General features: G+C 46.7%; 19 protein-coding genes. All 19 read left to right on the top strand.

All coding sequences use genetic code 11. The features are described 5' to 3' along the window. The first annotated feature begins 147 nt into the window (after positions 1–147). The 19 genes from ABXS75_12495 to recG all read left to right on the top strand — a co-directional run bounded on the left by ABXS75_12495 (position 148) and on the right by recG (position 25,917). On the top strand, positions 148–1,563 hold the full coding sequence (locus ABXS75_12495) for an oxaloacetate decarboxylase subunit alpha (GenBank protein XCP83887.1): 1,416 nt from the start codon (positions 148–150) through the stop codon (positions 1,561–1,563). Positions 1,564–1,602: 39 nt separating this feature from the next. Next, positions 1,603–1,791: a hypothetical protein gene (locus tag ABXS75_12490; GenBank protein ID XCP83886.1), complete on the top strand. Its 189-nt coding sequence runs from the start codon at positions 1,603–1,605 to the stop codon at positions 1,789–1,791. Between the two features lie 363 nt (positions 1,792–2,154). Then, positions 2,155–3,075 (top strand): MurR/RpiR family transcriptional regulator, encoded by a 921-nt coding sequence (locus ABXS75_12485; GenBank protein ID XCP83885.1) that lies wholly within the window; start codon positions 2,155–2,157, stop codon positions 3,073–3,075. Positions 3,076–3,098: 23 nt separating this feature from the next. Beyond that, positions 3,099–4,373, top strand: a complete 1,275-nt coding sequence (locus tag ABXS75_12480) for an NAD(P)/FAD-dependent oxidoreductase (GenBank protein XCP83884.1) — start codon at positions 3,099–3,101, stop codon at positions 4,371–4,373. Between the two features lie 29 nt (positions 4,374–4,402). Next, the gene (gene cmk, locus ABXS75_12475) at positions 4,403–5,059 is read left to right on the top strand and encodes a (d)CMP kinase (GenBank protein ID XCP83883.1); all 657 of its coding nucleotides are present in this window, start codon (positions 4,403–4,405) and stop codon (positions 5,057–5,059) included. A gap of 159 nt (positions 5,060–5,218) precedes the next feature. Beyond that, positions 5,219–8,137: an insulinase family protein gene (locus tag ABXS75_12470; GenBank protein ID XCP83882.1), complete on the top strand. Its 2,919-nt coding sequence runs from the start codon at positions 5,219–5,221 to the stop codon at positions 8,135–8,137. 227 nt (positions 8,138–8,364) lie between these two features. Further along, entirely contained in the window at positions 8,365–11,655 is a 3,291-nt protein-coding gene (locus ABXS75_12465) for a hypothetical protein (GenBank protein ID XCP83881.1), read from the top strand. A 1-nt stretch (position 11,656) separates the two neighbouring features. Continuing rightward, complete coding sequence (locus tag ABXS75_12460) at positions 11,657–12,196, top strand: hypothetical protein (GenBank protein ID XCP83880.1); 540 nt, start codon at positions 11,657–11,659, stop codon at positions 12,194–12,196. A gap of 88 nt (positions 12,197–12,284) precedes the next feature. Then, on the top strand, positions 12,285–14,036 hold the full coding sequence (locus ABXS75_12455) for an ABC transporter ATP-binding protein (protein XCP83879.1): 1,752 nt from the start codon (positions 12,285–12,287) through the stop codon (positions 14,034–14,036). After that, positions 14,033–15,748 (top strand): ABC transporter ATP-binding protein, encoded by a 1,716-nt coding sequence (locus ABXS75_12450; GenBank protein ID XCP83878.1) that lies wholly within the window; start codon positions 14,033–14,035, stop codon positions 15,746–15,748. The genes ABXS75_12455 and ABXS75_12450 overlap by 4 nt, the downstream gene beginning before the upstream one ends. 38 nt (positions 15,749–15,786) lie before the next feature. Further along, complete coding sequence (locus tag ABXS75_12445; protein ID XCP83877.1) at positions 15,787–16,704, top strand: hypothetical protein; 918 nt, start codon at positions 15,787–15,789, stop codon at positions 16,702–16,704. A 3-nt stretch (positions 16,705–16,707) separates the two neighbouring features. Next, complete coding sequence (locus tag ABXS75_12440; protein XCP83876.1) at positions 16,708–17,031, top strand: thioredoxin family protein; 324 nt, start codon at positions 16,708–16,710, stop codon at positions 17,029–17,031. A 79-nt stretch (positions 17,032–17,110) separates the two neighbouring features. Next, a complete protein-coding gene (locus tag ABXS75_12435) occupies positions 17,111–18,367 on the top strand; it encodes a GHKL domain-containing protein (protein XCP83875.1) in 1,257 nt (418 codons plus the stop codon). Next, on the top strand, positions 18,367–19,131 hold the full coding sequence (locus ABXS75_12430; protein ID XCP83874.1) for a LytTR family DNA-binding domain-containing protein: 765 nt from the start codon (positions 18,367–18,369) through the stop codon (positions 19,129–19,131). Before ABXS75_12435 ends, ABXS75_12430 begins: the two co-directional genes overlap by 1 nt. A gap of 26 nt (positions 19,132–19,157) precedes the next feature. Continuing rightward, positions 19,158–21,008, top strand: a complete 1,851-nt coding sequence (locus ABXS75_12425) for an NlpC/P60 family protein (GenBank protein ID XCP83873.1) — start codon at positions 19,158–19,160, stop codon at positions 21,006–21,008. Between the two features lie 187 nt (positions 21,009–21,195). Then, the gene (rpmB, locus tag ABXS75_12420) at positions 21,196–21,384 is read left to right on the top strand and encodes a 50S ribosomal protein L28 (GenBank protein ID XCP83872.1); all 189 of its coding nucleotides are present in this window, start codon (positions 21,196–21,198) and stop codon (positions 21,382–21,384) included. Positions 21,385–21,630: 246 nt separating this feature from the next. Then, positions 21,631–21,990, top strand: a complete 360-nt coding sequence (locus ABXS75_12415; GenBank protein XCP83871.1) for an Asp23/Gls24 family envelope stress response protein — start codon at positions 21,631–21,633, stop codon at positions 21,988–21,990. Positions 21,991–22,007: 17 nt separating this feature from the next. Continuing rightward, on the top strand, positions 22,008–23,675 hold the full coding sequence (locus ABXS75_12410; GenBank protein ID XCP83870.1) for a DAK2 domain-containing protein: 1,668 nt from the start codon (positions 22,008–22,010) through the stop codon (positions 23,673–23,675). 181 nt (positions 23,676–23,856) lie between these two features. After that, a complete protein-coding gene (gene recG, locus ABXS75_12405) occupies positions 23,857–25,917 on the top strand; it encodes an ATP-dependent DNA helicase RecG (protein XCP83869.1) in 2,061 nt (686 codons plus the stop codon). Positions 25,918–26,263 lie beyond the last annotated feature (346 nt).

Here is a 26,263-nt window from a genome sequence, read left to right as displayed (position 1 = left end):
TTGCTTGCTTGCAAGGGCAAATCGCGGTTGATAACGAATGCCTGACCTGCGCGCAGCGCAGAATTCCGAAGGAATTGTATGCGAAGCATACGTCTGGCGATGAGTTAGCAATCCGTAAATGAAAGACAAAATTGGAGGAAGAATATAATGGCAGTAATTGAACAAAAACCAATTAAAATTATGGAAACCATTCTGCGTGATGCTCATCAGTCATTGATCGCGACCCGTATGACTACCGAGCAGATGGTTCCGATCATTGATAAAATGGACAAAGTCGGCTATCATGCAGTAGAGTGCTGGGGAGGTGCGACATTTGACGCTTCCTTACGTTTCCTCAAAGAAGATCCGTGGGAAAGACTTCGGAAATTCCGTGATGGATTCAAGAACACCAAGCTGCAGATGCTGTTCCGCGGACAGAACATTCTGGGATATCGTCCGTATGCAGATGATGTGGTAGAGTATTTCGTACAGAAATCTGTTGCAAACGGTATTGATATCATTCGTATTTTTGACTGTCTGAATGACCTTCGTAACCTTCAGACGGCGGTAAGCGCGGCAAATAAAGAAAAGGCAGAGGCACAGGTAGCGCTTTCCTACACACTGGGAGATGCTTATACACTGGAATACTGGGTAGATATTGCAAAGAGAATTCAGGATATGGGTGCAAACTCCATCTGTATCAAGGATATGGCAGGGCTTCTTCTGCCGTACAAGGCAACAGAGCTTGTCGGTGCGCTGAAAGAAGCGGTAGATCTTCCGATTGAGCTTCATACCCACTATACCTCAGGCGTTGCTTCCATGACCTATATGAAAGCTGTTGAGGCCGGTGTGGATATCATCGATACTGCAATGTCTCCGTTTGCTCTGGGAACTTCCCAGCCGGCAACAGAGGTTATGGTGGAGGCGTTCAAGGGAACTCCATACGATACCGGATTTGACCAGAGCCTTCTTGCAGAGATTGCGGACTATTTCCGTCCGATTCGTGACGAGGCTCTGGAGAGCGGACTTTTGAATCCGAAGAACCTCGGCGTTAACATCAAGACTCTTCTCTATCAGGTACCGGGCGGTATGCTGTCCAACCTGACAAGCCAGTTGAAGGAGCAGGGTGCAGAGGATAAGTTCTACGACGTACTGGAAGAAGTGCCGCGTGTAAGAAAAGACCTCGGTGAGCCGCCACTTGTTACCCCGTCCTCACAGATCGTGGGAACGCAGGCCGTATTTAACGTGCTGATGGGTGAGCGCTATAAGATGGCTACCAAAGAGACGAAGGATGTATTGAGCGGCAAATACGGTGCGACCGTAAAACCGTTCAACGAAGAAGTGAAGAAGAAAGTTCTGGGTGAGGATGCAGAGGTCATCACCTGCCGTCCGGCGGACCTGATTCCGGATGAGCTGGAAACTCTGGAGAAAGAGATGGCTCAGTACAAACAGCAGGACGAGGACGTGCTCAGCTATGCACTCTTCCCGCAGGTAGCTACCGACTTCTTTAAATATCGTGAAGCACAGCAGAAGAAAGTCGACACGACAATCGCCGACACCGAGAACGGAAGCTATCCGGTTTAGCGCAAATAGCGTGTCTTTAGGAAAGGACAGGGGATTTTTGTGAAGAATAATCGATGGTTTCGCAGAATCAAATGGCTGAGAAGAGCAAAAGGGTTTTGGATTACAGCAAGAAAAGTCTGGGACCGGAGAGAAGTCTTTGAAGGGCTGAGAGATGTAAGACTTCCTGCGAAAAAGCTGTCCGTACTTAAGGTGCGTAGGCTGGTGCATCGAAAGATACGACGAAAATAACCCCGTGGGTATGGTTGCTTTTTCCATGTGAAAACGGTATAATAGTCCTCGGTAGAGGACGTTTCCAGGCAGCATAGAATTGGCGGATAATGCCAGAGCATAGAGAAAAGGGAGCGGTTTCTGTAGTAAAGAGCCGCTTCTTTTTTTATTTCACAGGAAAGTGCATGGCATTTTCTTGTGAAATAAAATGCACAGCTTGCGGGAAGGAAATTGCTGCTACGCAGCCTGCTCGCGCGCGAAGAATGTGCGAGAGCACATTTTATTTTGATAAAAGCGATTAAATTAAGAGGAAGGACATGGCAGAAACCCTTGTTACCAAGATGAACGGTAACTAAAAAGGGATTCTGCCTGATGTAAACAGTAATGAGCACGAAGAATGAATTATTGGTGAGAATGGAAGAAAAATACGCGAAGCTGAGCAAAGGCCAAAAGCGGCTTTCGGACTATATTCGTGGGAATTACGATAAGGCAGCATTTTTGACAGCGGCGAAGATGGGAGAGGCTGTGGGGGTCAGTGAATCCACCGTGGTCCGGTTCGCTTCGCAGCTAGGCTATAAAGGGTATCCGGAATTCCAGAAGGCACTTGGCGAGCTGGTGCGGACCAAGCTGAATTCGATCCAGCGTATGGAAGTGACGTATGGGCGGATCGCCCAGAGTGAGATCCTGGCTACGGTATTACAATCGGATATTGAGAAAATCAAGCTGACGATGGAAAGCATCGACCAGCAGGCGTTTGAACTTGCGGTGGACACCTTGCTTGGCGCAAGGAAGATCTATGTGATCGGCATTCGGAGCTGCGCGCCGCTGGCCAATTTCCTGACATTTTACCTGAATTTGATCTGCAGTGATGTGGTCAGCGTACACACGAATAGTTCCAGTGAGATTTTTGAACAGTTGATCCGAATCGGAGAGGACGATGTCATTATCGGAATCAGTTTTCCAAGGTATTCGATGAGGACCTTAAAAGCACTGGAATTTGCCAGCAACCGGAAGGCGAAGGTGATTACCATAACGGACAGCGTACACTCTCCGATGAACCTGTATTCTTCCTGCAATTTGATCGCAAGAAGCGATATGGCCTCCATTGTGGATTCCCTGGTAGCGCCTCTGAGCGTGATCAACGCGCTGGTGGTAGCACTTTGCATGAAGAAGCAGGACGATGTCATCGAGACACTGGAAACATTGGAAGACATTTGGGACGAGTATCAGGTATACTCACGTGATGAACTGGAGCCGGTGGAGGATACAGTGAAGCTCAGAATGGACGATGAGAGTGAAGAGTAAAGACGAATTGAGAAGGAAAATATATGAGTAAAGTTTTAGTAGTAGGCGGCGGTGCCGCCGGAATGTGCGCTGCCATTTTCGCGGCGCGCAATGGAAATGAAGTTCATATTTACGAAAAGAATGAAAAGCTGGGCAAAAAATTATTTATCACAGGCAAGGGGCGCTGTAATGTAACCAATGCCTGCGATATGGAAGAACTTTTGTCAGCTATGGTCTCCAATGGGAAATTCATGTACAGCAGTTTTTATGGGTTCAGCAATCAGGACGTGATGGAATTTTTTGAACAGCTTGGCCTGAAACTGAAGGTTGAGAGGGGAATGAGGGTATTTCCCGTTTCCGACCATTCCTCAGATGTCATAAAGGCATTGGAGGCGGAGCTGAGAACTCAGAAAGTGGAGGTGCATCTGTATACCACCGTGAAGAAAGTGGCTGCGTATCCGGCGAAAGACATGGAGGAGGCCGGAAGCGGAAAGCGTGCGCAGTTGGTATTTTCGCATCTGGAGCTGGCGGACGGGACGATCGTAAATGGGGACTGCTGCATCGTGGCAACGGGAGGACTTTCCTATCCCACGACGGGCTCCACGGGCGATGGTTACGGGTTCGCGAGAGAACTAGGGCATACGGTTACGGAGCTGTCGCCTTCCCTCGTGCCGATGGAGGTCAGGGAAGGAGACGCGAGGGAGCTGATGGGCTTGTCCCTTAGAAATGTGAGGGCGGCTATCTATGACGGCAAGAAGGAATTGTATTCCGAATTTGGGGAGATGCTGTTCACCCACTTCGGGGTGAGCGGCCCGATCATTATCAGTGCCAGCGCTTATGTTGGAAAAAAACTAAAGGGAAAAAAGCAGCTTCGCCTGGCGATAGACTTAAAGCCGGCGCTCACCGAAGAGCAGCTTGATGCGAGGGTGCTTCGTGAATTTGAGAAAAATCATAACAAACAGTTTAAAAATGCGGTAAATGCATTGTTTCCGGCCAAATTGATTCCGGTGATGGTAAAGCAAAGCGGGATTGACCCGGAGAAAAAAGTGAACGTGATATCCAGGGAAGAGCGGCTTGCGTTCGTCCATTTGATCAAAAATTTTGAATTCACGGTTACAGGTCTTCGCGATTATAAAGAAGCTATTATCACGCGCGGCGGGGTGAAGGTAGGGGAGATTGATCCCTCTACCATGCAGTCAAAATTGGTGGCCGGCGTGTATTTTGCAGGAGAGGTGCTGGACGTAGATGCGCTCACCGGAGGATTCAATCTGCAGATCGCCTGGTCTACGGGCTGTGCTGCGGGAGAGAGTATTTGGTAGATGGAAAATCAGGACAGGAGGAAATAGATATGGGATATAATATCGCGATCGACGGACCGGCTGGCGCCGGAAAAAGCACGATAGCAAAGCTGGTGGCAAAGAAAAAAGGATATATTTATGTGGATACCGGCGCGATGTACCGGGGAATGGCCATTCATTTTATCAAGAAGGGAATTTGCCCGGAGGAGACTAAGAAGATTGCTGCGGCCTGCGCGGATGCGAAGGTCACCATCGGATATGAGGACGGAGTTCAGCAGATTTATCTGAACGGCGAGAATGTCACGTCCATGTTAAGAGAGGAGGCTGTGGGAAATATGGCTTCCATGAGTTCCGCGGTGCCGGCAGTGCGAGCAAAGCTGCTGGATCTGCAGCGGAATCTGGCGCAGGAGAAGGATGTGGTCATGGATGGAAGAGACATTGGGACGCATGTACTTCCAAATGCCGATGTGAAGATTTATCTGACGGCGAGTGTAGAGTGCCGTGCGAACAGAAGATATAAGGAATTGACAGAAAAAGGGATTTCCTGTGATCTTGAGGAAATTGCAAAAGATATTGAGGAGAGGGACGCAAGGGACATGAATCGTGAGATTGCGCCTCTTAAGCAGGCAGAGGACGCACATCTGATTGATAGCTCTGATATGACGATTGATGAGGTCGTGGATAAAATATGTGGATTTCTTAATTAATATATTGCTGAATAGTCATCTGCTATTGCCGAATAGGCAACCGATATTGACGGTTGTCTATTCTTTTTTTATTCTTAAAGAGGTTTTAAAAATATCGAAAAATGTCAAATGACAGGTAAAGTAAAAGTTAAGAATGAAATTTGAAAAAGGGGTAGGCTGATGAACAAGAGGCAGGATGTGGAGAAGGTAGTAATAGAAAAGGGATTCGTGCTGGAGGAGGTAAAAGAGCTCCCGGAGATGAAAGCCGTTTTCTATCAGATGCATTATAAAAAGAATGGTGCAAAATTGTTTTGGTTGAAAAGACGGGAAGAGAATAAGACCTTTGCGATTGCGTTTAAGACACTTCCGGGTGATGATACGGGAGTATTTCACATTTTGGAGCATTCTCTTCTGTGCGGTTCGGAAAAATATCCGGTGAGTAAGCCATTTGTGGAAATGATTAAGAGCTCGCTCCAGACCTTTATGAATGCGTTTACTTTCCCGGACAAGACGCTGTATCCGATATGCAGCCGCAACCAGAAGGATTTGCTGAATCTGATGTCTGTATATCTGGATGCGGTACTGCACCCCTTATGTGTCACGAAAGAAGAGATTTTCCGGCAGGAAGGCTGGCATTATGAATTGGAGCAGCCGGAGGGGGAACTGCGCTTAAACGGTGTCGTATATAACGAGATGAAAGGTGTCTATGCATCGCCGGATACTATCATAGAAAGCAGGCTGAACCGCCGTTTGTTTCCTGATAACTGTTATCGCTTTCAGTCAGGCGGCGATCCGGAACATATCACAGAACTGACCTATGAGAGCTATGTGGCAAACTATAAACGGTTCTATCACCCTTCTAATTCTTATATGATACTTGACGGGGATATGGATTTGGAAGCGGTACTTACAAAGATTGATGAGGCGATTCGGGAATTTGACTACCAGGATGTAGACAGTGAGATTAAATTGCAGAAGAGTGTAGCTTTAGAGGAAGATCAGGGCTTTTATGAAGTGGGGGAAACAGAAGAGACCCGGAAGAAAACACTTCTGGCAGAGGGCTGGATATATGGGAGATATGATGAGCCAAAGAAGGATATCGCTTGTTCTGTGCTTGCTGAGATACTCTGCTCCACAAATGAATCGCCGTTAAAGAGAGCGCTTCTGGAAAAAGGCCTGGCTGAAAATGTAGAATTAGAGAAAATAGACGGAATCCAGCAGCCTTACCTAAAACTGGTGATACGAAATACAGAAGACGAAAGAAAAGAAGAAATCTGGAATACCGTAGAGATGACTTTAAAAAACCTGGCGGCTGCGGGGCTGGATCATAAGAGAATCGGCGCTATACTGAATCGCATGGAATTCAATATGCGGGAGAAGGAGACAGCCGGATTCCCGGAAGGAGTCATGAATGCGCTGCAGATATTGAATAGCTGTCTGTATGGAGGAGACCCTGCGCAGAATCTGAGCCACGCCGCACTGTTTGCTTCACTGAGAGAATCGGTAGAAACCGGATATTTTGAGCAGCTTCTAAGAGAGGTGTTTCTTGACAATCCACACCATGCACGTCTTATCCTTCGTCCATCTGTCACGCTGGGAAAGGAAAAAAGGGAGCGTGAGAGGGCAAGGCTTGAATCTGTGAAGGAGCAGTGGACCGCAGAGAAAAGAGAGCAGGTGATCGGTGCACTTTGCCATTTAAGAGAGGTACAGGAAACGCCGGACAGTCCGGAAAAGATCGCGGCACTTCCGGTATTGGAGCTGTCCGACATTACTGAAGAGATCGAAGAAATTCCGAGAAGCGTAACAGAGCTTGGAGGAACCCGGGTTCTGATCCAGAAGCTTGATACGGAAGGAATCGTACATATTAGTTATTATTTTTCTCTGGAAGACCAGAACCCGGAGGAACTGTGCCGGACTTCCTTTTTGCGCATGCTCCTCGGACAGACAGATACAAAGCATTACAGTGCGCTGGAACTTCAGACAGAACTGGAAGGCCGTCTGGGACGTTTCCGTGCTTACGTGGATGTGTTTTCCGAACCGGAGGATACGAAAAAATGCAGGCCGTATCTGGTGATCAGTGTTTCCGTTCTTGAGGAGAAAATAGAAGAAGCGATAGGGCTGATAGATGAAATATTGAATGGTTCAAAATTTAACAATTTAAGCTATATTCGTAACAGACTGCGTCAGCTTAGGGTTGCGATGGAACAAAATATTGTGATGTCTGGAAACCGGTACGCGGCTCAGATGATAGCGGCCCAGTTTTCGGCGCGCGGCGCTGTGCGGGAAGCATTTGAAGGAATAGAGATGCTTCGCTGGGTACAAAAAATGGACAATGATTTTGAGCGGGAAGGTGAGAGGCTCCTTCAAAATCTGGAGGAACTGCGCAGGAGGATTTTTGTGAGAGAGCGGGCATTTATAAGTGTGACAGGAGAACTTTCACAAAAATGGCTCAATAAACTGCTCTGCTTTTTACCGGAAGGAACGGGTTCTATGCAGGCAGCGGTAAACTATCAGACGTCGGCAGTGAGCAAGCGGGGAATTCGTATTCCTGCCGAAATCGGATTTGCAGGGAAGGGTGCAAACCTTAAAATATGTGGTGCACATTATCATGGAGCAATGCGGGTGGCAGCGAGAATATTAAGCTATGGATACCTGTGGAATGTGATCCGTGTCAAGGGAGGAGCATACGGGACCGGGCTTAGTGTTTCGGATAGTGGAGATGTTATGTTCCTGACATTCCGTGATCCAAATGCGGCTAATTCACTGAAGAGCTTTGATGGGGCTGGAGCGGCTCTGAGAGGCTTGTGTGAAAGTGAGGAACCATTAGACCGATACGTGATCAGTGCGATTGCTTCAACAGAACCTCTTTTGAGCGTGCGACAGAAAGGAATTCGCTCCGCTGAGGATTATCTGAGTGGTATGACAGATGATATGAGGAGAAGAGAGCGAAAAGAAATTTTGCACACGACAAAAGCAGAGTTGGTCCAAATTGCGGAAATTCTCGATGCAATCTGTGAAAAGGCCGGCGTATGTTTGATAGGAGGTAAAGCTTCTCTGGAGGCTGTGGAAGCTACATTTGATCAGATTGAATATCTGTAGACAAGTTTCGACAGTGAAAAAGAAAATCAAGGGGGTGATAGGCGAAAAATGCCGAATAGACGCCGAAATCTTCCGAATAGGCAAACAATATTGAGAAAGAAACTCTCTGTATGCTATTGTTATGAAAATAATATGCGGATTTTAGACATTTTTAGGATGTTTTATGATTTTTACGGGCATGAAATATACAGAGAAAGATGAAATCTGCATCTAAGGAGTGTGAGAGCATGAGCAAAAAGAAAAAATTAATTATCGGAGGGATAGCTGCACTTATTGTGTGTATCGGTATTGCAGGCGGCTATCTCTTTTCCAGAAAGGGCGGCCTTGAGGAAGTAGTCGATCAGGTATTGTCTTCTAACGATAAAGACAGGGATAAAAAGGATGAAGATAAGACGACTGACGATATAGACGCAGATGCGGCAGGGAAGAATAAGGATGACGGTGTGGACCCGAGTAAAGCAGGAGAGAATGGGGCAACGCCGACCAGTAATGGCTATGTCGATAATGGCGGAGCCAGTGTCGGCGGTACCAGTGCAAGTAGCAGCTTTAGTATTAAGATGAGCAACCTCTGCACCTTCTCCGATCCGTCCGGAATCAGCTTTGATACAAGGTACGTCCTTCATGGGGGTTCTGACTGTATGCCGGCAAAACGGGCAAAACGTGCGGGATATACCTGTAAGGAAGCCTATGTGGTTCTCTATGCTAAAGGTGGACAGGCAATGGGCGAATATGTGTGCTATGTCATGTCAAGCGAGGCGGATGCCAACAAATATGCAGCATCTTTGAAAGGAACCGATTTAACCTGCGGAGTGTGGGGCGATGTTGTATATGTGTACTCTTCGGGAAGTTATGTGCAGACTTCGATTAACACTTATTATAAAGGTGGAGTAATCAAGTCGGCAACTCCACAGGCATATCTGGGAATGGCATTCTATTTCGGTGGAATGAGCGAATATAAACCATCTTCCAGCTCCGGAAACACAAATACGCCGAGTAATCCGGGCACACCAAGCAATCCGGGTACACCGAGTAATCCGAGTACGCCGAGCAATCCGGGTACACCAAGTAATCCGAACACACCAAGTAATCCGGATACGCCGAGTAACCCGGATAACCCTCCGGTTGATTCAGGTGAGAAGAGTATCAGTGTTACGGCTGAACAGTTGACTGAGGATATCACGAAAGCGAAGGCAACAGTAAAGAGTACTTTCCCGGTAAAGGTGACGGATAAGTATACGTTTAATGACCCCAAAGGATTAGACTATGATGAGCGTTATGTCATGTATGGCGGTTCAGACTGCGGAGCTGCTGTGGCAGCAGGTCAGAGTGGATGCGAGATAAAAGGCGCATATGATATCTACTATTTGAAAGACGGAGAGCTGGTCGGAGTTTACCGTATATATGACGCAAAAAGCGAGGCAGATGCAGGGCAGGTGAAAAATGCCTTTGGAGGTATGGGAGAAGTTTCGGTATCAGGAAGGGTTGCATGCCTCAATATGAATGTGGACCTTGTGAAGCAAATGATTACATATTATGCGCAGGCTGGATATAGTAAGGACGCTACTCCGCAAGGTTATATGGAGGCAATGGTAAAGCAGGAAAACTTTAAGTTCTTTAAGAATCCTGATCCGGAGCAGGATACACCGAATCCACCGAATCCACCGGCTCCGCCTGTAAACGAACTCAAGGGAGTAACCCAGGAAGAGCAGTTCACGATTAAGATGAGCGACAGCTATACATTTGACGAGACGCAGATTCTGCCACCGTCATTTAAGTACGATACCCGTTATGCACTCTACGGAGATTCAAGCTGCGGCTATGCGCAGGCATGTCAGGCGGATGGTTTCTATGAGATTCTGTATGCAGCGGACGGGAAAGCGCTGAACGAAATCAAAGCGTATGTGATGCCGGATAGTGAAAAGGCAGCGTCCCTGGCGGAACAGTTGACCGGAACCGGAATGTATGCGGTTGCAATGCCAGATACAAATACGGTACTTGTGATAAACAGCGCTATTCAGGAGACGATTGAAGGATATGCGAAAGACGGCTGGCTCAGTGAGGCGACCCCGGAAGCGTATTTGAACGGATTGTTCGTAGCGGTTGGAATGACGGAAGTCGAGAAGCAGGAAGAACCGCCGGTTCCGCCTGTAAGCGGACTTACGGGAGTACCCCAGGAAGAACAGTTTACAATCAAGATGAGCGACAGCTATACATTTGACGAGACGCAGATTCTGCCACCGTCATTTAAGTACGATACCCGTTATGTACTCTACGGAGATTCAAGCTGCGGCTATGCGCAGGAATGTCAGGCGGATGGTTTCTATGAGATTCTGTATGCAGCGGACGGGAAAGCACTGAACGAAATCAAAGCGTACGTTATGGCGGATAGTGAAAAAGCAGCAGCCCTGGCGCAGCAGATGGTGGAATCAGGAATGTATGCGGTAGCAATGCCGAATACCAATATGGCGCTTGTGATCAATAGCACAGCACAGGATACAATCAACGGATTAGTCGAGGCCGGCTGGTTTGACGAGGCGACTCCGGAAGCCTATCTGAACGGATTGTTTATAGCGGCTGGTATGAAAGAAGTCGTGAAAGATGAGACGGTTTCTGCTATGATAGAGATGGCGGAACTCAAGATGACTGAGGAAGGAACCTTCCATGATCTGGATGATTTCTCGCTGACACACAATGTAGGATACGTATTGCATGATACGGGAATCAAGAATCAGGAGAGTGGCACAGAAAAGGTCGTATTGATGAAGGCTGATGAAGAGGCGAAAGTCAATACGGAAGCAGAAAGTGAATCTGAAAATGAAAGTTTTGATCCTTCCGTGGCAGGAACGGTAGAAGAAACAGAGCCTAAGGAGGCTGTAGCTACTCCGGTTGCTCCGGATACTTCGAAAGAAGAACTTAATCCTTCTGAGGCAGGAACCGTGGAGAAAGGCAAGGATGTTACAGAGACTGCGGAGCCGGAAGAAGCAGGGACTGTGCCGGAGAATATGCCGGAAAATGCAGCGGATACTACAGTGACAGAGAAGAATTCTGTGGACGAGAGCATCAGTGTTCCAGAAGAAGAGGAACTTGATCCTTCTGAGGCAGGTGTTGTGACAGAGGAATCGGAAGTACAGGAAGTTCCGGAAGAGGCTGAGACCGCGATCCAGATTACGGCAGACTATACTTATACGGATCCTGAAGATCTGGAATATGAAAAACGTTATGTGTATCGCGGAGAGGAAGACAGCAAACTGGCACAGCAGATTTCTGCGGATAAGAAAATAAAAGTGTCCGATGTATATGTTATCTTCTATGTAAAAGATGATAAAGTTGTAAAAGAGTATCGTTGTATTGTCTCAGAGGATAAGGTGACCTGTGAGGAGACGAAAAAGGAAGATTTAGATGCGCTGATCACCAGTTTGCCGGATATGGAAAAGGCATATGAGGCAAAGCCGGAGGGTTACTGTAAATTTTTAAAAGAAAGCTGTACGCTTACTGAAATGAAAGAAGGAGAAAAGTAATATGGGAAAGAAACTGGTTTCTATTATCATGTGTATCATGTTGGGGGCAGCGCTTGTCGGCTGCGGTTCGGACAAAGGAAGCAAGGATTCCTCCAAGGAAAATGATACAGCAGAGATTGACAAAGATTTCAGCATCGAAATGACTGATAGTTTTACTTATAAAGATCCGGAAGATCTGGATTTTAACCAAAGATATGTTTTGGTAGGGGATGAGAGCTGTAAACTTCTGTCCGACATGAAGGGTTTTGGATACACAGCGACAAAGGTCTATGACATTATGTATGGAAAGGACGGAAAACCAGTAGCAGAATACAATTACTTTATTGCTCCGGACGAGACATCAGCAGCGGATCTGGCTGAGTTTTATAGTTCCCAGGGACAGAATGTCATGCAGGAAGGAACTATCGTTTATGCCGTTTCGGAAGGGGATACTGTGGAGGCTGCAATTGCTGCTTTTGCAGCAGGCGGCACCCTGTCAGAAGAGACATTGGAAGCTTACGTAGAGATGATGAAAAGCTATAATGGCCTGACAGAGTATTAGGCGGCGTGAGAGCGGCAGACTGTAGATAGCTGTCTGCCGCTTTTTTATAGCATAAAAACAGGTAATAAATCCGAAAGGAGATTCTATTGTGGATAAGAGAGTAAAAAGAGAAGAATCAGGCAAGGGGAATTGGCGTGATTTTTGGAATCTTTTGAAAAAAATACATTTGCCATGGATTTGGATCATCATCGCTTTTCTTTGTAATTTTGGCTATAACAGAGTGATGCTGGTTCTGCCTACGGTTTCAGCAGGACTTATGAGCGGAAGTACGGACAGCAAGGTGCTGTTTGATGCGATTTGGTTTTATGTGATTTTTACAATCGTTTTGTGCGCGGATGTGGCGCTCCGTTCTCCGGCACGTCATATTGCGGCGCGAAATGTGCGGCGTGTGGTATGGGATAAGATGCTTCATATCCGAATGGATTATTATGACAGCCACAATCCCTCTGATATGATGAGTGTGTTGACCAATGATGCTACAACGGCAGCACAATTGCTGGTAGAGTTTTTAGTGGGATTCCTGCCCACAATTTATTATGTACTGACAGCGCTTAAAACCATATCTTCCTATAATGTATGGTTAATGGTTTCTATATTTTTACTTCTCCCTGTCAAAATCGTGTATACCATAGTGATCGGGCGGTGGAAGTATAAGACACAGTACGGAGTATTTAAAGAGATCGGGGGTCTTACTGCTTACCTTGCAGAACGTGTCAGAAGTCTGAGCCTGATCAAGACCTACACAAATGAAAAAAATGAATTAAAAAACGGAGAACAGGCTGCACACAAATTGTTCAATGCTAATATGCGTGTAAATAAATTACAGTGTGTGATAACTGCATTGGCTACACTTATAGGAATGCTTCAGACGATGACGGTCATGGTCTTTGGAGTCGTACTTCTTAAGCGGGGGGACATTACGATCCAGCAGTGGGTTGCATTTTATATGTTTTCCGCTACACTTTCTACATCGTTTGATAATCTGATTGGATACTGGACTAATCTTAAAATGATTCAGGGTACCTTGGTGAGAACGGCACAGCTTCTGAAAGCGCCGGAGGAAAAGGAGATACTCTCCGGTGGAAAAGAGCCGAAAGATACTTCTATTGTATTTGAAAATGTATCGTTCTCTTACGGGGATAAGAAGGCGCTTCAGGATATATCATTTTCCATTCCGGAAGGCAGTTCTACTGCGATAATCGGACTGTGCGGGAGTGGTAAGACGACTTCCATCAGTCTTCTTGAACACTTTTATGAGGCGCAAGAAGGCCGGGTGACATTGGGAGGCGTACCTGTGACAGAGGTTCCGCTTGCAAAGCTGCGCGGAGCTATGGGGTATGTTCAACAGGGTGCCGACATTTTCAGCGGCACGGCAAGAGAGGCGCTTACCTATGGGCTTCACCGGGAAGTGCCCGATCAGGAGATATGGGAAGCGGCAGAAAAATCCGGCTTTGCTGATATCCTGAGAAAATGGGAAAAGGGTCTTGATACGCCGGTTGCACCGGGAGGAACGTCTATGTCGGGAGGTCAGAAACAGAAGCTGGTGTTGACCAGAGAATTGATGAGAGGTACGGATATTCTGCTCTTTGATGAACCGACCTCCGCGCTGGATGCGGCAGCTTCCAAAATGGTACAGGATATGATATTTGAAATGTTCCCGGGAAAAACGAAACTGATCGTAACGCACGATCTTTCTCTGATTGAGAGGGTGGATCAGATTGTTGTATTGCATAACGGCGTACTTGCAGGCTGTGGCAATTATAAGGAATTATATGGAAATTGTGAGGCTTTCATGGATCTGATCGCTGCCTGTCAGGCAGAAAAGGAGGCAGTACAATGATAAAACAGATTAAGGATTATACAAAGATATTTAAAGGCATGAAACTGCCCTGGCTTCTTTTGTTCCTGGTGGTAGTGATTTCTATGATTAAGTCACATGTCGAAGTGGAGTCTATCACGCTTACGGCTTCAATCATCGACGGAACGAAAAATACTGTCAAGATGGATGAATTGGTCCGCTATGTGGAATTTCAGCTTATAGCAGGAATTACTACGATTGCATTTACTTATGCTACAGGTCTTCTGTTGCAGAAAATTAACCTCGCAGTGCGGCTTCGGACATGGGATAAGATGATGCGTCTGCCTACCAGCTACTATGATACGGACAATGTAAATGAGCTTGTGACAAGGGTGACAACGGATGCAGACGCGGCCGGGAACTATTTCCAGGTATGGATTGATATATTTACGGCCATTTATGCGGGAATTGTGGCTTTCCAGAAATTATTCTCCTTCCAGTCCAAAATGGCTCTCACGAGTCTTATCCTGATCCCTGTTGTGGCGGGAATTACGATTATTTACAGTAAACTTACCTATAAGACGGGTGCGACTGTAAGAACCATGCTGGCAGCTATGATGGGATATCTTGCAGAGCATGTAAGGGGACTCAGGCTTATTAAGTCGTTCCGCATGGAGGAAGATGAAAGCAGGAAAGCAGATGACCTGTTCCGGAAGCAGTGCAAGGCAGATGTACTTCTCAGCTATACTACAATGATTCAGCTTGGCGGTATGGAGGTCGTGGGTTGTCTGAATATTGTCATTTCCTTTGTATTAGGCAGCCGGATGGTAGCGACAGGAGAGATTTCTGTCGGCAAGCTGATCGGATTCTATACACTTTGCTCTATGGTAGTTATGCGATTTGCAGGGCTGTGTACGAGTTTTGGAGAGTTCTCTAAAAATGCAGGAATTGTTAAGAAAATAGGGAATATATTGGAAGTGCCGGACGAACGGGAAGAAGGGTGTGAGCTGGATGTCGCAGATGCAGATATTATATTGAATCATGTAAACTTTTCTTATCAGTCGGCATCAGTCCTGCGCGATTTGAATTGTTCAATCCCGAAGGGCAAGATTACAGCGATTGTCGGGACGAACGGGGCAGGAAAGAGTACACTGTTCAAACTGCTTGAGCGTATGTATGATCCGACGGAAGGACAGATCTTTTTTGGAGAAAAGGATATCACAGAATTTAAACTCTCGTCCTGGAGGAAGAGCTTTGCCATCGTGGCACAGGACAAACCGCTTCTGTCTGGTACGATTCGGGAAAATATTCTGTATGGAGTAGAGCGGCATGTGTCGGAGGAAGAATTGATTCATGTTGCAAAAATGGCAAATATTTACGATTTCGTCATGAATACGCCGGGGCAGTTCGATGCCCAGGTGGGACCTGGCGGCTCTAATTTCTCTGGCGGACAGCAGCAATGTATTGCAATCGCGAGGGCCATGATGCGTAACCCGGACTATCTGCTTCTCGATGAGGCGACCAGTAATCTGGACGCGAAAAGTGAACAGCAGGTAACGGCAGCGCTCAGCAATCTGATGAAGGGGCGTACTACGATATTGATTGCTCACAATTACTCTGCTACCGTATTTGCGGATCAGGTCATCGTACTTTGTGACGGTCAGATACAGGCGTGCGGAACGCCGGAAGAGATGCTTCGTACAAATGCATATTATCGTACCTTTGCAAAGGCAGGCGCGGGAGTTGCAAAATAACAGGAAAATACAGGAAAAAGTGGAAAGAAGGAGATAACATGAAGTCTAAGATGGTAAGCTGTTATGATTATACGCAGCTTGATGTGGCAGAGGATCTGAGAAAATGGCGTCACCCGGACAGTGAGATTGAGGAGGAGCTTACGGCTCTGGCCAAGGATCATTCCGGTGAGAGTGAAGTAGACGAAGCAGTGAAGGAAGGGGACAGCGTACGCTGTGTTTGCACCTGCGCATCAACGGAAGGCTGGTGTGGACGAGGTATTCTTCTCTATCCGGGACGGAGTCTTCCGGGAGCAGAAGAAGCGGAAAAGGCGGTGACCGGGAAAAAGGCAGGAGATCAGTTTACATGCAGCCTGAATGGGATTACGCTCACACTCAAAGTAGATAAGGTCGTTCGCAAGGTTGTGATGCAGGTATGTGATGGTCTGGTGGAGCTGCTTGATATTCCGGGAGTACATACGGTAGAGGATTACTACCGTTGGTATCATGAGCAGCACGACAAAGAATACAAAGAAAAAGCATGTATTATAATCTCGCAATTCTGGCTGAAAGAAATGTCAGAACGCAGTGAATTTGTTATTGACGAGGAAGAAAAAAGAGCGTGGATGTTTACACGCGCGGAGCTTATTTATAACGCATATGAGAGGGCCGGAATTGATCCGCACAAGAGGCAGGACGGAACGATGATGACAACAGAAGAGGCGATGGAAGAGCTTGCTAAGGCACAGGAGATGTATTTTGTTCCCTACCTTATGTATCGCTATTTTTGTGAAAAAGATCATTTCAAAGTGACAGAGGAAGATATGATCACTGAAATCGGGACAATGGCTAAGGAGCGGGGCGAGAAGAAAGAAGAACTCATGAAACAGACGAATCTCGATATGTTCAAAATGTTGAAATATCAGGAGCACGCATTCTCTCTTCTGATGGCAGAGGCTGAAAAGTTATTGGAGGTGTAGAAAATGGCAATAATAGAAGCGACAAGTGAGAATTACGATGAATTAGTACAGGGCGCGGAATATGTAATGGTTGATTTCTATGGAGATCACTGTGGTGCATGTGAAGGAACAGCGCCGTATTATAGAGAAGTGGCAGATGACATGGCGTTTATCAGATTCTTGAAGGTGAACACGTCTATCCACAGAAGTCTGGCAAGGCGGTTTAAAATCTTTGGAATTCCCGCGTTTCGGTATTACCATAACGGAAAGCTGGTGCACGAGTCGGTCGGAGGAATGGACAAGGAACTGATTCATAAACAGCTTGCCAGGATGCTGTATCACGAGTAATGATTGAAAAATGGGGAGGAGAATGCTATACTAAGGAATATTTAAAATCACGAGACAAAATGGAGGAGGGGAGAACGTGATGTTGATCGTTAGTTACGTTTTTCTGGGAATTGGAGCTGCAGTTTCTTGTTTTTTATCTTTTTGGTGGCTGAAAGTTGAGAAAAGATTGAATGTAATACGTTCCTGTATTGTGGGAATGCTCTGCGGTTTAGTGGTTTGTCTTAATTTGAATATTCAGATGAGTAGAGTAATCTGCTTCCTGTTTTTGATCACCTATATTGCTATTGTTATGCAGGTCGGAGGACGTGCGATTGATATGGTCGCTGCCGTATCGCTTGCGTGCGGCGCTTTCGGAATGCTGCAGATGACGATAGCAACTTTGCTTCAGGTGACAGAAATTTCTCTTTTTTTCCGTGTGATGCTGATCGTGATAGGCGTGGCAGGAATAATCGTGCTGTTTGGCAGAATGTCAGGCGAATTTCCGGACGAAGGCTGGCAGGAGTTATTCGTGGATACGGATTCAAAGAAAAAGTCAATGCGTGGACTGTATATGATTCTGGCCGGGTATGGATTAAGTCTTGCAATGCCGGTCATTTCGGGCATATATTCAATTTCTGTGCTTCTGTTGGAATGGTTTACTTTTTTGGGTGGACTTAAGTTCATTAATCTGTTAATATTAAGTCGTAAGGAAAAAATGACGCTTCTTACGGAAAAACAGTATCGTGATGATATGCAGACCTATATGAGCGTAATCCGTTCCCAAAGACACGATTACAATTTTCATGTTCAGACGCTCCATGGGCTCTTGCTTCGTAAAGACTATGGTGCGTGTGAAGAATATTTGGGCGAGCTGCTTAAGGATTCTATTTCCATGAATCAGCTGCTGCCTCTTGAAGATGCAGCAATAAGTGCATTGATTCTCTCTTTCCAAAGCAAAGCTGCGCAGAGCGGAATTCGCATGGAGATTGATATTGAGAATGATTTGTCACAGATTGTGACGAATGTATATGAGACGAACAAAGTCATTGGAAATCTTCTGCAGAACGCAATCGATGAGACCGAAGTGCTGCCGGACAAATCCTATGGAATCAAATTGTCGATTTTAAAGAGAGGTGAGTTCTGCATCATCAATGTGTCTAACCGGACGTTATACAGGAATCCAATGCAGGATTATCATATTGGACATTCTGAAAAAAACGGGCATGAAGGGATAGGAATCGCATCGATTCAGGCACTTGTTGCCAGGTATGGCGGTGTAGTGTATTCCAGAATGGAGAAAGACATTATATTTTTTGTCGCAAAACTTCCATTACAGCTCGGTAAGGAGGGATCGTGATGTACGAAGGGCGTGTGCTTTTAGTTGACGATCAGCCGATCGCGGCAGAGGATTCAATATCCGCTCTGAAGCATTATGTGCCTGAAGAACAGATCGTGTATGCTATGGATATTGCAAAGGCTGTAAAAATCATGGATTCGGGATTGATTTCTCTGGTTTTCCTGGATATTGAGATGCCGGGGATGAGTGGTTTTGAATTGGCAGCTTATATAGAGAAGCATCACAAAAAGGTACCCTATGTGTTTTTGACAGGCCATGCAGATTTTGCGCTGAAAAGCTACGATTATGAGCCGGTCGATTTCATTACGAAACCGGTTGACGTGGTAAGGCTTGGCAAGACCTTTGAGAAAGTCGGGAAGAAAGATACGCCTCGGGGCAGTGAAAAAGTGGGAGTACGTATCGGGCAGGAGTATATTCTTTTTGAACCCAGAGAGATTCTGTATATTTGTAAGGAAAAGAGAAAAATCTGGGTCAGATTGAAAGATGGAAGAGAGTATCAGACGGCGATGACGCTGGATGAATTGGAAAAGATATTTTGTGATTATGGTTTTTTCCGCTGCCATCAGTCCTTTGTGATACCTCTTTCGGATATTGTACATGTGGCTTCCAGTAAATTTGGACAGACCTATGAGGCGCTTTTGGAAAATGGCATGGTCGTGCCGGTCAGCAGAAATAGGTATGGGGAACTGAAAGAAGAGTTGGAGGCTTTGGGGATTACTTTTGTAAAAGGAGTCGGGTCTAAGGCCAAAAATGTGCAGGTATAGGGTTTTGGAAGTTTGGAGGAAGGATAATGAAGAAAAATACAATAGTACGATGTATGTGTGTATTAAGTGCAGCTGCCGTGCTTGCCGGTGATATCAGTGCGGTGCCCGTGAACGCAGCTGCAGAACAAAAATACGTGATATATCAAGGCGAACGAATACTTGTTACCGTGGAGGGAGAGTATGTGATCTTGCCGAATAAGGAAAAGATTCTTATCAAGGAATTTAAAGGTCAGTTCGTAAATGAGAGTGAGAAGGATGCGCCGCAGCCTGATAAAAAGACTGAGGACGTAAAACCGGTTTCTACGGAAGAACAGAAAGCGCCTGATCCGGTGGTACCTGATAACACGAAGGAGAGCGAAGAGCAGCCCGCACCGGATCAAAAAGATGAGAATGCGGAGCAGACCGCACCGGATGAGAAAGATGGGAGTATGGAAGAGACCACGCCGGATGAAAAAGACGAGAATGCGGGCGAGACCACACCGGATGAAAAAGACGAGAATGTGGGCGAGACCACACCGGATGAAAAGGATGAGAATGCGGGCGAGACCACACCGGATGAAAAGGATGAGAATGCGGGCAAGCCTACGCCGGATGAAAAGGATGAGAATGCGGGCGAGACCACGCCGGCCGAAAAAGACGAGAATGCGGGCGAGGCCGCTCCGGATGAAAAAGATGAGAATGCGGGACAGGTGCCATCCGATAAGACGGAAGGAAATGGCGGTCATGATCAGGCAATGTCCGGAGAGCCGGAGCAGAAGGATGAGAATTTAGCGGAAAATGAGAATCACAGGCAGGAAAAGATAAAAGAAGAGAGTATTGCCAATCAGACAAAGCCGGAAAATCTTGTTATACTGAAGCCTACGGTAACTGCGGGAATTGATTTTTACATAGACGAACTGGAAGAAGAATATCACCTGACGTTTGCGGAAGAATTTGCAGATGTTGTTGCAGATATTGAGAAAGAATTTATTGCAAATGTGAAAAAAATGCAGGAAAATGTTCTGCTTCAGATGCCGGAGGCAGATCTGCCAGAGAGCTTGGAGGATGAGGAACTGGGATTTGCGAATTGGCAGGATGTACTGGCGATTTACTTGTTGAAGGAGAAAAAAGCAGGGAAAGACGAATTCCATATGGATAAGGAGGCTAAAGAAGGCCTTTCTGCTATTTTCAACTATATGAATACAGGAAAACTCGAAGAGAATAAAGCGACGATTACTTCAAAAACTATTTCCGATTATATGACTGAGCATGCTTCAGAACTGGCAGAAGAGGATCGGGATTTCCTTGAAAAATACACGTCTTCCAATTGCACGCTTCTGTGTGCGGCGGCTACGGGAATTCGTGGATTTATCGCAGAAAGCCTGGGAGAAGATGTAAGCAGAGAGCGTGTTCAGGTTCTGGAAGCTGCCTACATGCTGCTGGGAAAGATTCCTTATTTCTGGGGAGGCAAATCATCTGCAATTGGCTGGGATGACAGATGGGGCAGTCCAAAACGGGTTGAGGCAGCCGGTGTTCTGGATACTGGAAGCATCAGAAACTATGGTCTTGACTGCAGTGGATTCGTGACATGGGCGTTTATTAATGGATATCAGGATCAGAAAGCTTCTTCAGCTATCGGACATGGAACTGCAATGCAATGGAGTCATTCTCTTGCGATCCAGGAGGATGAGGCGAAGCCGGGAGATCTGGTATTTCTCCAAAGCCCCGGGACGAAGGGAATCAATCATGTGGGCATCGTAGCGGGGCGAAATGATGATGGCGGACTTATTGCCATTCATTGTAATGCCGGGGACAACGGCGTCGTGGTCGAATCGGCATATCGTGCCGGATTCCGGTATGTGCGCAGGCCAACAATCTACAAAGAGGAATTGCAATAGAAGAAGTGTTGTGCATTAACATGTAAAGTGAGGATTATTCCATAGGAGGATACAGTGTATTTTCCTATGGAATAAAAAATCTTAAAAAACATGTTTTTTTTCTTGCATTTTATGTAAATATCTGTTAAAATAATCAGTGTTGTGAGTCCGTATGTACGGACATTTAATATCGTTAGGAGGTGCAGTCATGGCTAAATGTGCTATTTGCGAAAAGGGTGCTCACTTTGGAAACAATGTCAGCCACTCTCATAGAAGATCATCTAAGATGTGGAAGTCTAACGTAAAGTCTGTCAGAGTGAAAACTGAAAACGGCGGTGTTAAGAGAATGTACGTATGTACGAACTGCTTGAAATCCGGTCGTGTAGAGAGAGCTTAATTTAGATGAAACGAAAGGAACCGAGGTTTTAGGACTTCGGTTTTTTTATTTCATAGGACGCGCCTTATGAAATAAAAAACGCTCCGCGGGAGACGCACTGCGGCAGAGAGGAATTATGTCGCTAAAGCGACCCGCCGCAGGCGAAGAATGTGCGAGAGCACATTCTATTTTAGATTGTAAAAAAAGAAAGAATAGAGTATAATAAGTTCAGCATGACATGTATTTCAGAGAAGTGGAGGAATATATATGAAGGGAAGTATGAGTACCGATTTAGGAATCATTACAATCGATTCGGAAGTGATTTCAAAATATGCAGGTTCTGTTGCAGTGGAATGCTTCGGAATCGTTGGAATGGCAGCGGTGAGTATGAAGGACGGGCTTGTAAAGCTCCTCAAGAAAGAGAGTCTGACAAAGGGGATTCAGGTAGCGATCAGCGAGGATAATCGCATTACGCTGGATTTTCACGTGATTGTAGCTTATGGGGTAAGCATTTCTGCAGTGACGGAGAATTTGATAAGTAACGTAAAGTATAGAGTTGAGGAATTCGCCGGTATGACAGTGGAGAAGATCAATATCTACATTGAGGGCGTAAGAGTAATCGACTAGTAAGGAGGAACTTTATCGTGGCAACGAATACGATCAATGTGGAGATGCTTGCAAATATGTTTCTTGCAGGCGCTCAGAATATTGAGGCTAAGAAAGAATTTATCAATGAACTGAATGTATTCCCGGTACCAGACGGGGATACGGGTACGAATATGTCAATGACTATCATGGCTGCAGCCAAGGAAGTAACTGCTCTTGAGAAGATGGATATGGTCTCTTTGGCAAAGGCAATCTCATCGGGATCTCTCAGAGGCGCCAGAGGGAACTCGGGCGTCATCCTCTCACAGCTTCTCAGAGGATTTACCAAATCAATCCGCGAGGAGAGTGTGATTGACGTCCCGGCGCTGGCAAGAGCTGCTGTGCGCGCGAAGGAGACGGCCTATAAAGCGGTTATGAAGCCGAAGGAAGGTACGATCCTTACCGTGGCCCGCGGAATTGCAGATAAGGCAATGGAGCTGGTGGAAGAGACGGACGATTTGGAAGTATTTTTCCCGAAACTGATTGAGGAGGCCGAGAATGTTCTTGCGAAGACGCCGGAGATGCTGCCGGTCCTTAAAGACGCAGGCGTTGTGGATTCCGGCGGACAGGGACTTCTGGAAGTGATTCGCGGTGCTTATGACGCATTCCTGGGGAAGGAAATAGACTATACAGCGATTAAGCCGAGCACCAGCGTGAACGTGACGAAGTTTAATTCAGATACTGCTGCAGAGATCAAATTTGGATATTGTACGGAGTTCATCATTCTTACTGAGAAGGAATTTACGGAGGAGGATGAGCATGGATTTAAGGCATATCTGGAATCCATAGGTGATTCTATCGTATGTGTGGCTGATGATGAAGTGGTAAAGGTGCACGTACACACCAACGATCCGGGTCTTGCGATCCAGAAGGCTCTTACATTTGGACAGCTTTCCCGTATGAAGATCGACAACATGCGCGAGGAGCATCAGGAGAAGCTCATCAAGGATGCCGAGAAGATTGCGGCAGAACAGGCAGCTAAGGAAAAAGCAGCCAAAAACCCGAGAAGGCCGGTGGGATTTATCGCCGTTTCCATTGGAGAGGGCATGAACGAGATCTTCCGTGAGCTGGGAGTTGATTATATTATCGAGGGCGGTCAGACCATGAATCCGAGTACGGACGATATGCTGACAGCGATTGACGAGGTAAATGCAGATACCATCTTCATTCTTCCGAACAATAAGAATATTGTGCTGGCGGCAAACCAGGCAAGAGATCTGACGAAGGATAAGGATATTATCGTAATCCCGACGAAGACTGTTCCTCAGGGAATCACCGCAGTGATCAGCTACAATGCGGAGGAAGATGTGGATACGAACGAGGAGAACATGCTGGAGGGAATCAAGCATGTGAAGACCGGACAGGTCACCTACGCAGTAAGAGATACCCACATTGACGGAAAGGAGATTCATGAGGGAGACATCATGGGAATCGGTGACGCGGGAATTATTTCCGTAGGTACCTCTGTGGCGGGCACCACGAAAGATATGCTGTCCCAGTTGGTGGACGATGATTCTGAGCTGATCAGCCTGTACTATGGCGAGGACGTGACAGATGAGGAAGCTGAGAAGTTTGTCGCTGAGGTGGAAAACCTGTATCCGGAACTGGACATAGATGCACACCGCGGCGGACAGCCGATTTACTACTATGTACTTGCAGTAGAATAGAAAGTGAATGCTAAGGAAGGGAGTGTTGAAATATGCTCCCTTTTTTTATGCTATGCATATCTAAGCGAATGTCCAGCGGACGTTCCGGTTCTGTGTAAACCGGGGGAGGCGTTCGCTCAGATATGTATGGTGATGAAAGTGAAGGTCCGATATTACGCGAACATAAGCAGAGGTGGAGAATATGAATGAACGTTCTAAAATCAGTGAATTGAAAGGTATCGGCGAGAAAACAGAAAAGTTGTTCCAGAAAGTCGGCGTCTACACCGTAGGGGATTTGATCCGCTATTATCCGCGGGGATATGATGTATACGAAGCCCCGGTCAGCGTAGGAGAGATTGAGGAAGGAAAGGTGTGCGCGGTGACTGGCGTGATCTACGGGAGAGTGCAGGTAGGAGGAAACCGGGCACGACAGATTACGACAGCATATATAAAAGATGTGACGGGAGTGCTTAAGGTAATCTGGTTCCGCATGCCATTTTTACGAAATACGCTGCAAAGCGGCATGGTGATAACAGTGCGCGGCCGGGTAATCAATAAAAAAGGAACGCTTCTTATGGAGCACCCGGAAATCTATAATCCGGCTGATAGTTACAATAATAAGTTAAACACCCTTCAGCCGATTTACCCTCTTACCGCTTCTCTGACAAATAATGCGGTGGCCAAGGCTGTCCGCCAGGCGCTGGAGTATCTGGATCTAAAGCAGGATTTCCTGCCACAGGAGATAAGAATACGCTATCATCTGGCGGAGTATAATTATGCCATGAGGGGGATACATTTTCCCTATGCTAAGGAAGAATTTTATCATGTCAGGGAACGGCTGGTCTTTGAGGAGTTTCTGATCTTTATTCTGGCGCTCAGACAGACGAAGGAGACGAGCGGGAAGGCGGAAAATGGATTTGACATCCAGCCCAGGGCGGAAATTGCGGATTTCCTGGGGAAGCTTCCCTATGAACTTACGGGGGCGCAGAAACGGGTGTGGGAGCAGATTGAGAGGGAAATGTGTTCCCCGACGCTGATGTCGCGGCTCATTCAGGGCGATGTCGGGTCGGGGAAGACGATCATCGCAGTGCTCTCCATGATGCTCGCTTCGCTGAATGGATATCAATCGGCGCTCATGGCGCCAACGGAGGTGCTGGCAAAGCAGCATTTTGAATCGGTCACGGAATTATTTGCTAAATATCAGATACCACTTACGGTAGAACTTCTTACAGGTTCTATGACTGCAAAGGAGAAAAGGCTTTCGTATGAGCGGATTGCTTCCGGCGAGGCAAATATAGTGATTGGAACACATGCGCTGATTCAAAATAAAGTTGAGTATCGGAATCTGGCTCTGGTGGTGACGGATGAACAGCATCGTTTTGGCGTCAGACAACGGGAGACACTGGCGGAAAAAGGACATATGCCGCATATTCTGGTCATGAGCGCGACGCCGATTCCGCGGACACTTGCGATTATTTTATACGGGGATCTGGATATTTCCGTGATCGATGAACTTCCGGCTAACCGGCTTCCGATTAAGAATTGTGTGGTGGACACAGGGTACCGTCCCACAGCGTATCGGTTTATCCGGAAGCAGGTGGAGGAAGGCAGGCAGTGCTATGTGATCTGCCCGATGGTGGAGGAAAGCGAGGCACTCGACGCGGAGAATGTGACGGACTATGCTGCTATGCTACGCGGGGAGCTGGGAGATGGCATCCGGGTTGAGGCTCTGCATGGAAAGATGAAGCAGGCGCAAAAAGATGAGATCATGGAGGCATTTTCCAGAAATGAGATCCAGGTGCTGGTTTCTACTACGGTTATTGAGGTGGGGATTAATGTCCCTAACGCTACGGTGATGATGGTGGAAAATGCGGAGCGGTTCGGGCTTGCCCAGCTTCATCAGTTACGCGGGCGCGTGGGGCGAGGGAAATATCAGTCGTATTGCATTTTTATGAGCGGGTCTAAGAGTAAGGAGAATAAGAAACGTCTGGAGACGCTTAATAAGTCTAATGATGGATTTTATATTGCGAATGAGGATTTGAAGCTCCGGGGGCCGGGGGATCTGTTTGGAATCAGGCAGAGTGGGCTGATGGATTTTCGGTTGGGGGATGTGTATCAGGATGCAGAGATACTTAAGAGGGCGAATGATGCGGCGGGGGAGATTCTGGCCGGAGATCCGTATTTTGAGAAGGAGGAGAATATGAGGATGAAGAGGTATCTTGAGGGGTATGTGGAGGGGAAGGAGTTGGGGAAGACGTTGTAGATTGCGGGTGAGACACGTCCGGCCGGTACACGGTTCTATTGTGCTGCCGGGCACGCTCTCGCTCGGAAGAAAACGCAACGGATTCTAAGCGCCATGGCGCCGCCTGGATGGGCGGCTTATGCCGCTAAGAACCGGCGTTTTCTACGGCCCGGCAGCACAATAGAACCGTGTACCGGCCTGATGTGTTGGCAATCTCCTGGTTGAGGTTGCAGACGGGAGGTTGTGGTGAGAAGATGAGATGTATGGAATTGAAGAGGCTGATTGTATCTGGAGTGAGGTGCAATCAGCTTTTTTATGAAACATATGATAGCCTGGTGCATAGAATAGGCATAACAGTAGTTTTGTG

Source organism: Roseburia hominis (assembly GCA_040702975.1).
In the GTDB taxonomy this organism is placed as follows: Bacteria; Bacillota; Clostridia; order Lachnospirales; family Lachnospiraceae; genus Allocoprococcus; species Allocoprococcus hominis_A.
Note: the sequence above shows the minus strand (reverse complement) of the source record. Positions and strands in the feature narration are given on the sequence as shown.

Bases quoted from the DNA above. Each gene is read 5' to 3' on its own strand.
- ABXS75_12495 (XCP83887.1), top strand. From the start codon at position 148: ATGGCAGTAATTGAACAAAAACCAATTAAAATTATGGAAACCATTCTG.
- recG (XCP83869.1), top strand. From the start codon at position 23,857: ATGAATGAACGTTCTAAAATCAGTGAATTGAAAGGTATCGGCGAGAAA.
- ABXS75_12425 (XCP83873.1), top strand. From the start codon at position 19,158: ATGAAGAAAAATACAATAGTACGATGTATGTGTGTATTAAGTGCAGCT.
- ABXS75_12445 (XCP83877.1), top strand. From the start codon at position 15,787: ATGAAGTCTAAGATGGTAAGCTGTTATGATTATACGCAGCTTGATGTG.
- ABXS75_12470 (XCP83882.1), top strand. From the start codon at position 5,219: ATGAACAAGAGGCAGGATGTGGAGAAGGTAGTAATAGAAAAGGGATTC.
- ABXS75_12450 (XCP83878.1), top strand. From the start codon at position 14,033: ATGATAAAACAGATTAAGGATTATACAAAGATATTTAAAGGCATGAAA.
- rpmB (XCP83872.1), top strand. From the start codon at position 21,196: ATGGCTAAATGTGCTATTTGCGAAAAGGGTGCTCACTTTGGAAACAAT.
- ABXS75_12465 (XCP83881.1), top strand. From the start codon at position 8,365: ATGAGCAAAAAGAAAAAATTAATTATCGGAGGGATAGCTGCACTTATT.
- ABXS75_12460 (XCP83880.1), top strand. From the start codon at position 11,657: ATGGGAAAGAAACTGGTTTCTATTATCATGTGTATCATGTTGGGGGCA.
- ABXS75_12485 (XCP83885.1), top strand. From the start codon at position 2,155: ATGAGCACGAAGAATGAATTATTGGTGAGAATGGAAGAAAAATACGCG.
- ABXS75_12415 (XCP83871.1), top strand. From the start codon at position 21,631: ATGAAGGGAAGTATGAGTACCGATTTAGGAATCATTACAATCGATTCG.
- ABXS75_12430 (XCP83874.1), top strand. From the start codon at position 18,367: ATGTACGAAGGGCGTGTGCTTTTAGTTGACGATCAGCCGATCGCGGCA.
- ABXS75_12480 (XCP83884.1), top strand. From the start codon at position 3,099: ATGAGTAAAGTTTTAGTAGTAGGCGGCGGTGCCGCCGGAATGTGCGCT.
- ABXS75_12440 (XCP83876.1), top strand. From the start codon at position 16,708: ATGGCAATAATAGAAGCGACAAGTGAGAATTACGATGAATTAGTACAG.
- ABXS75_12435 (XCP83875.1), top strand. From the start codon at position 17,111: ATGTTGATCGTTAGTTACGTTTTTCTGGGAATTGGAGCTGCAGTTTCT.
- cmk (XCP83883.1), top strand. From the start codon at position 4,403: ATGGGATATAATATCGCGATCGACGGACCGGCTGGCGCCGGAAAAAGC.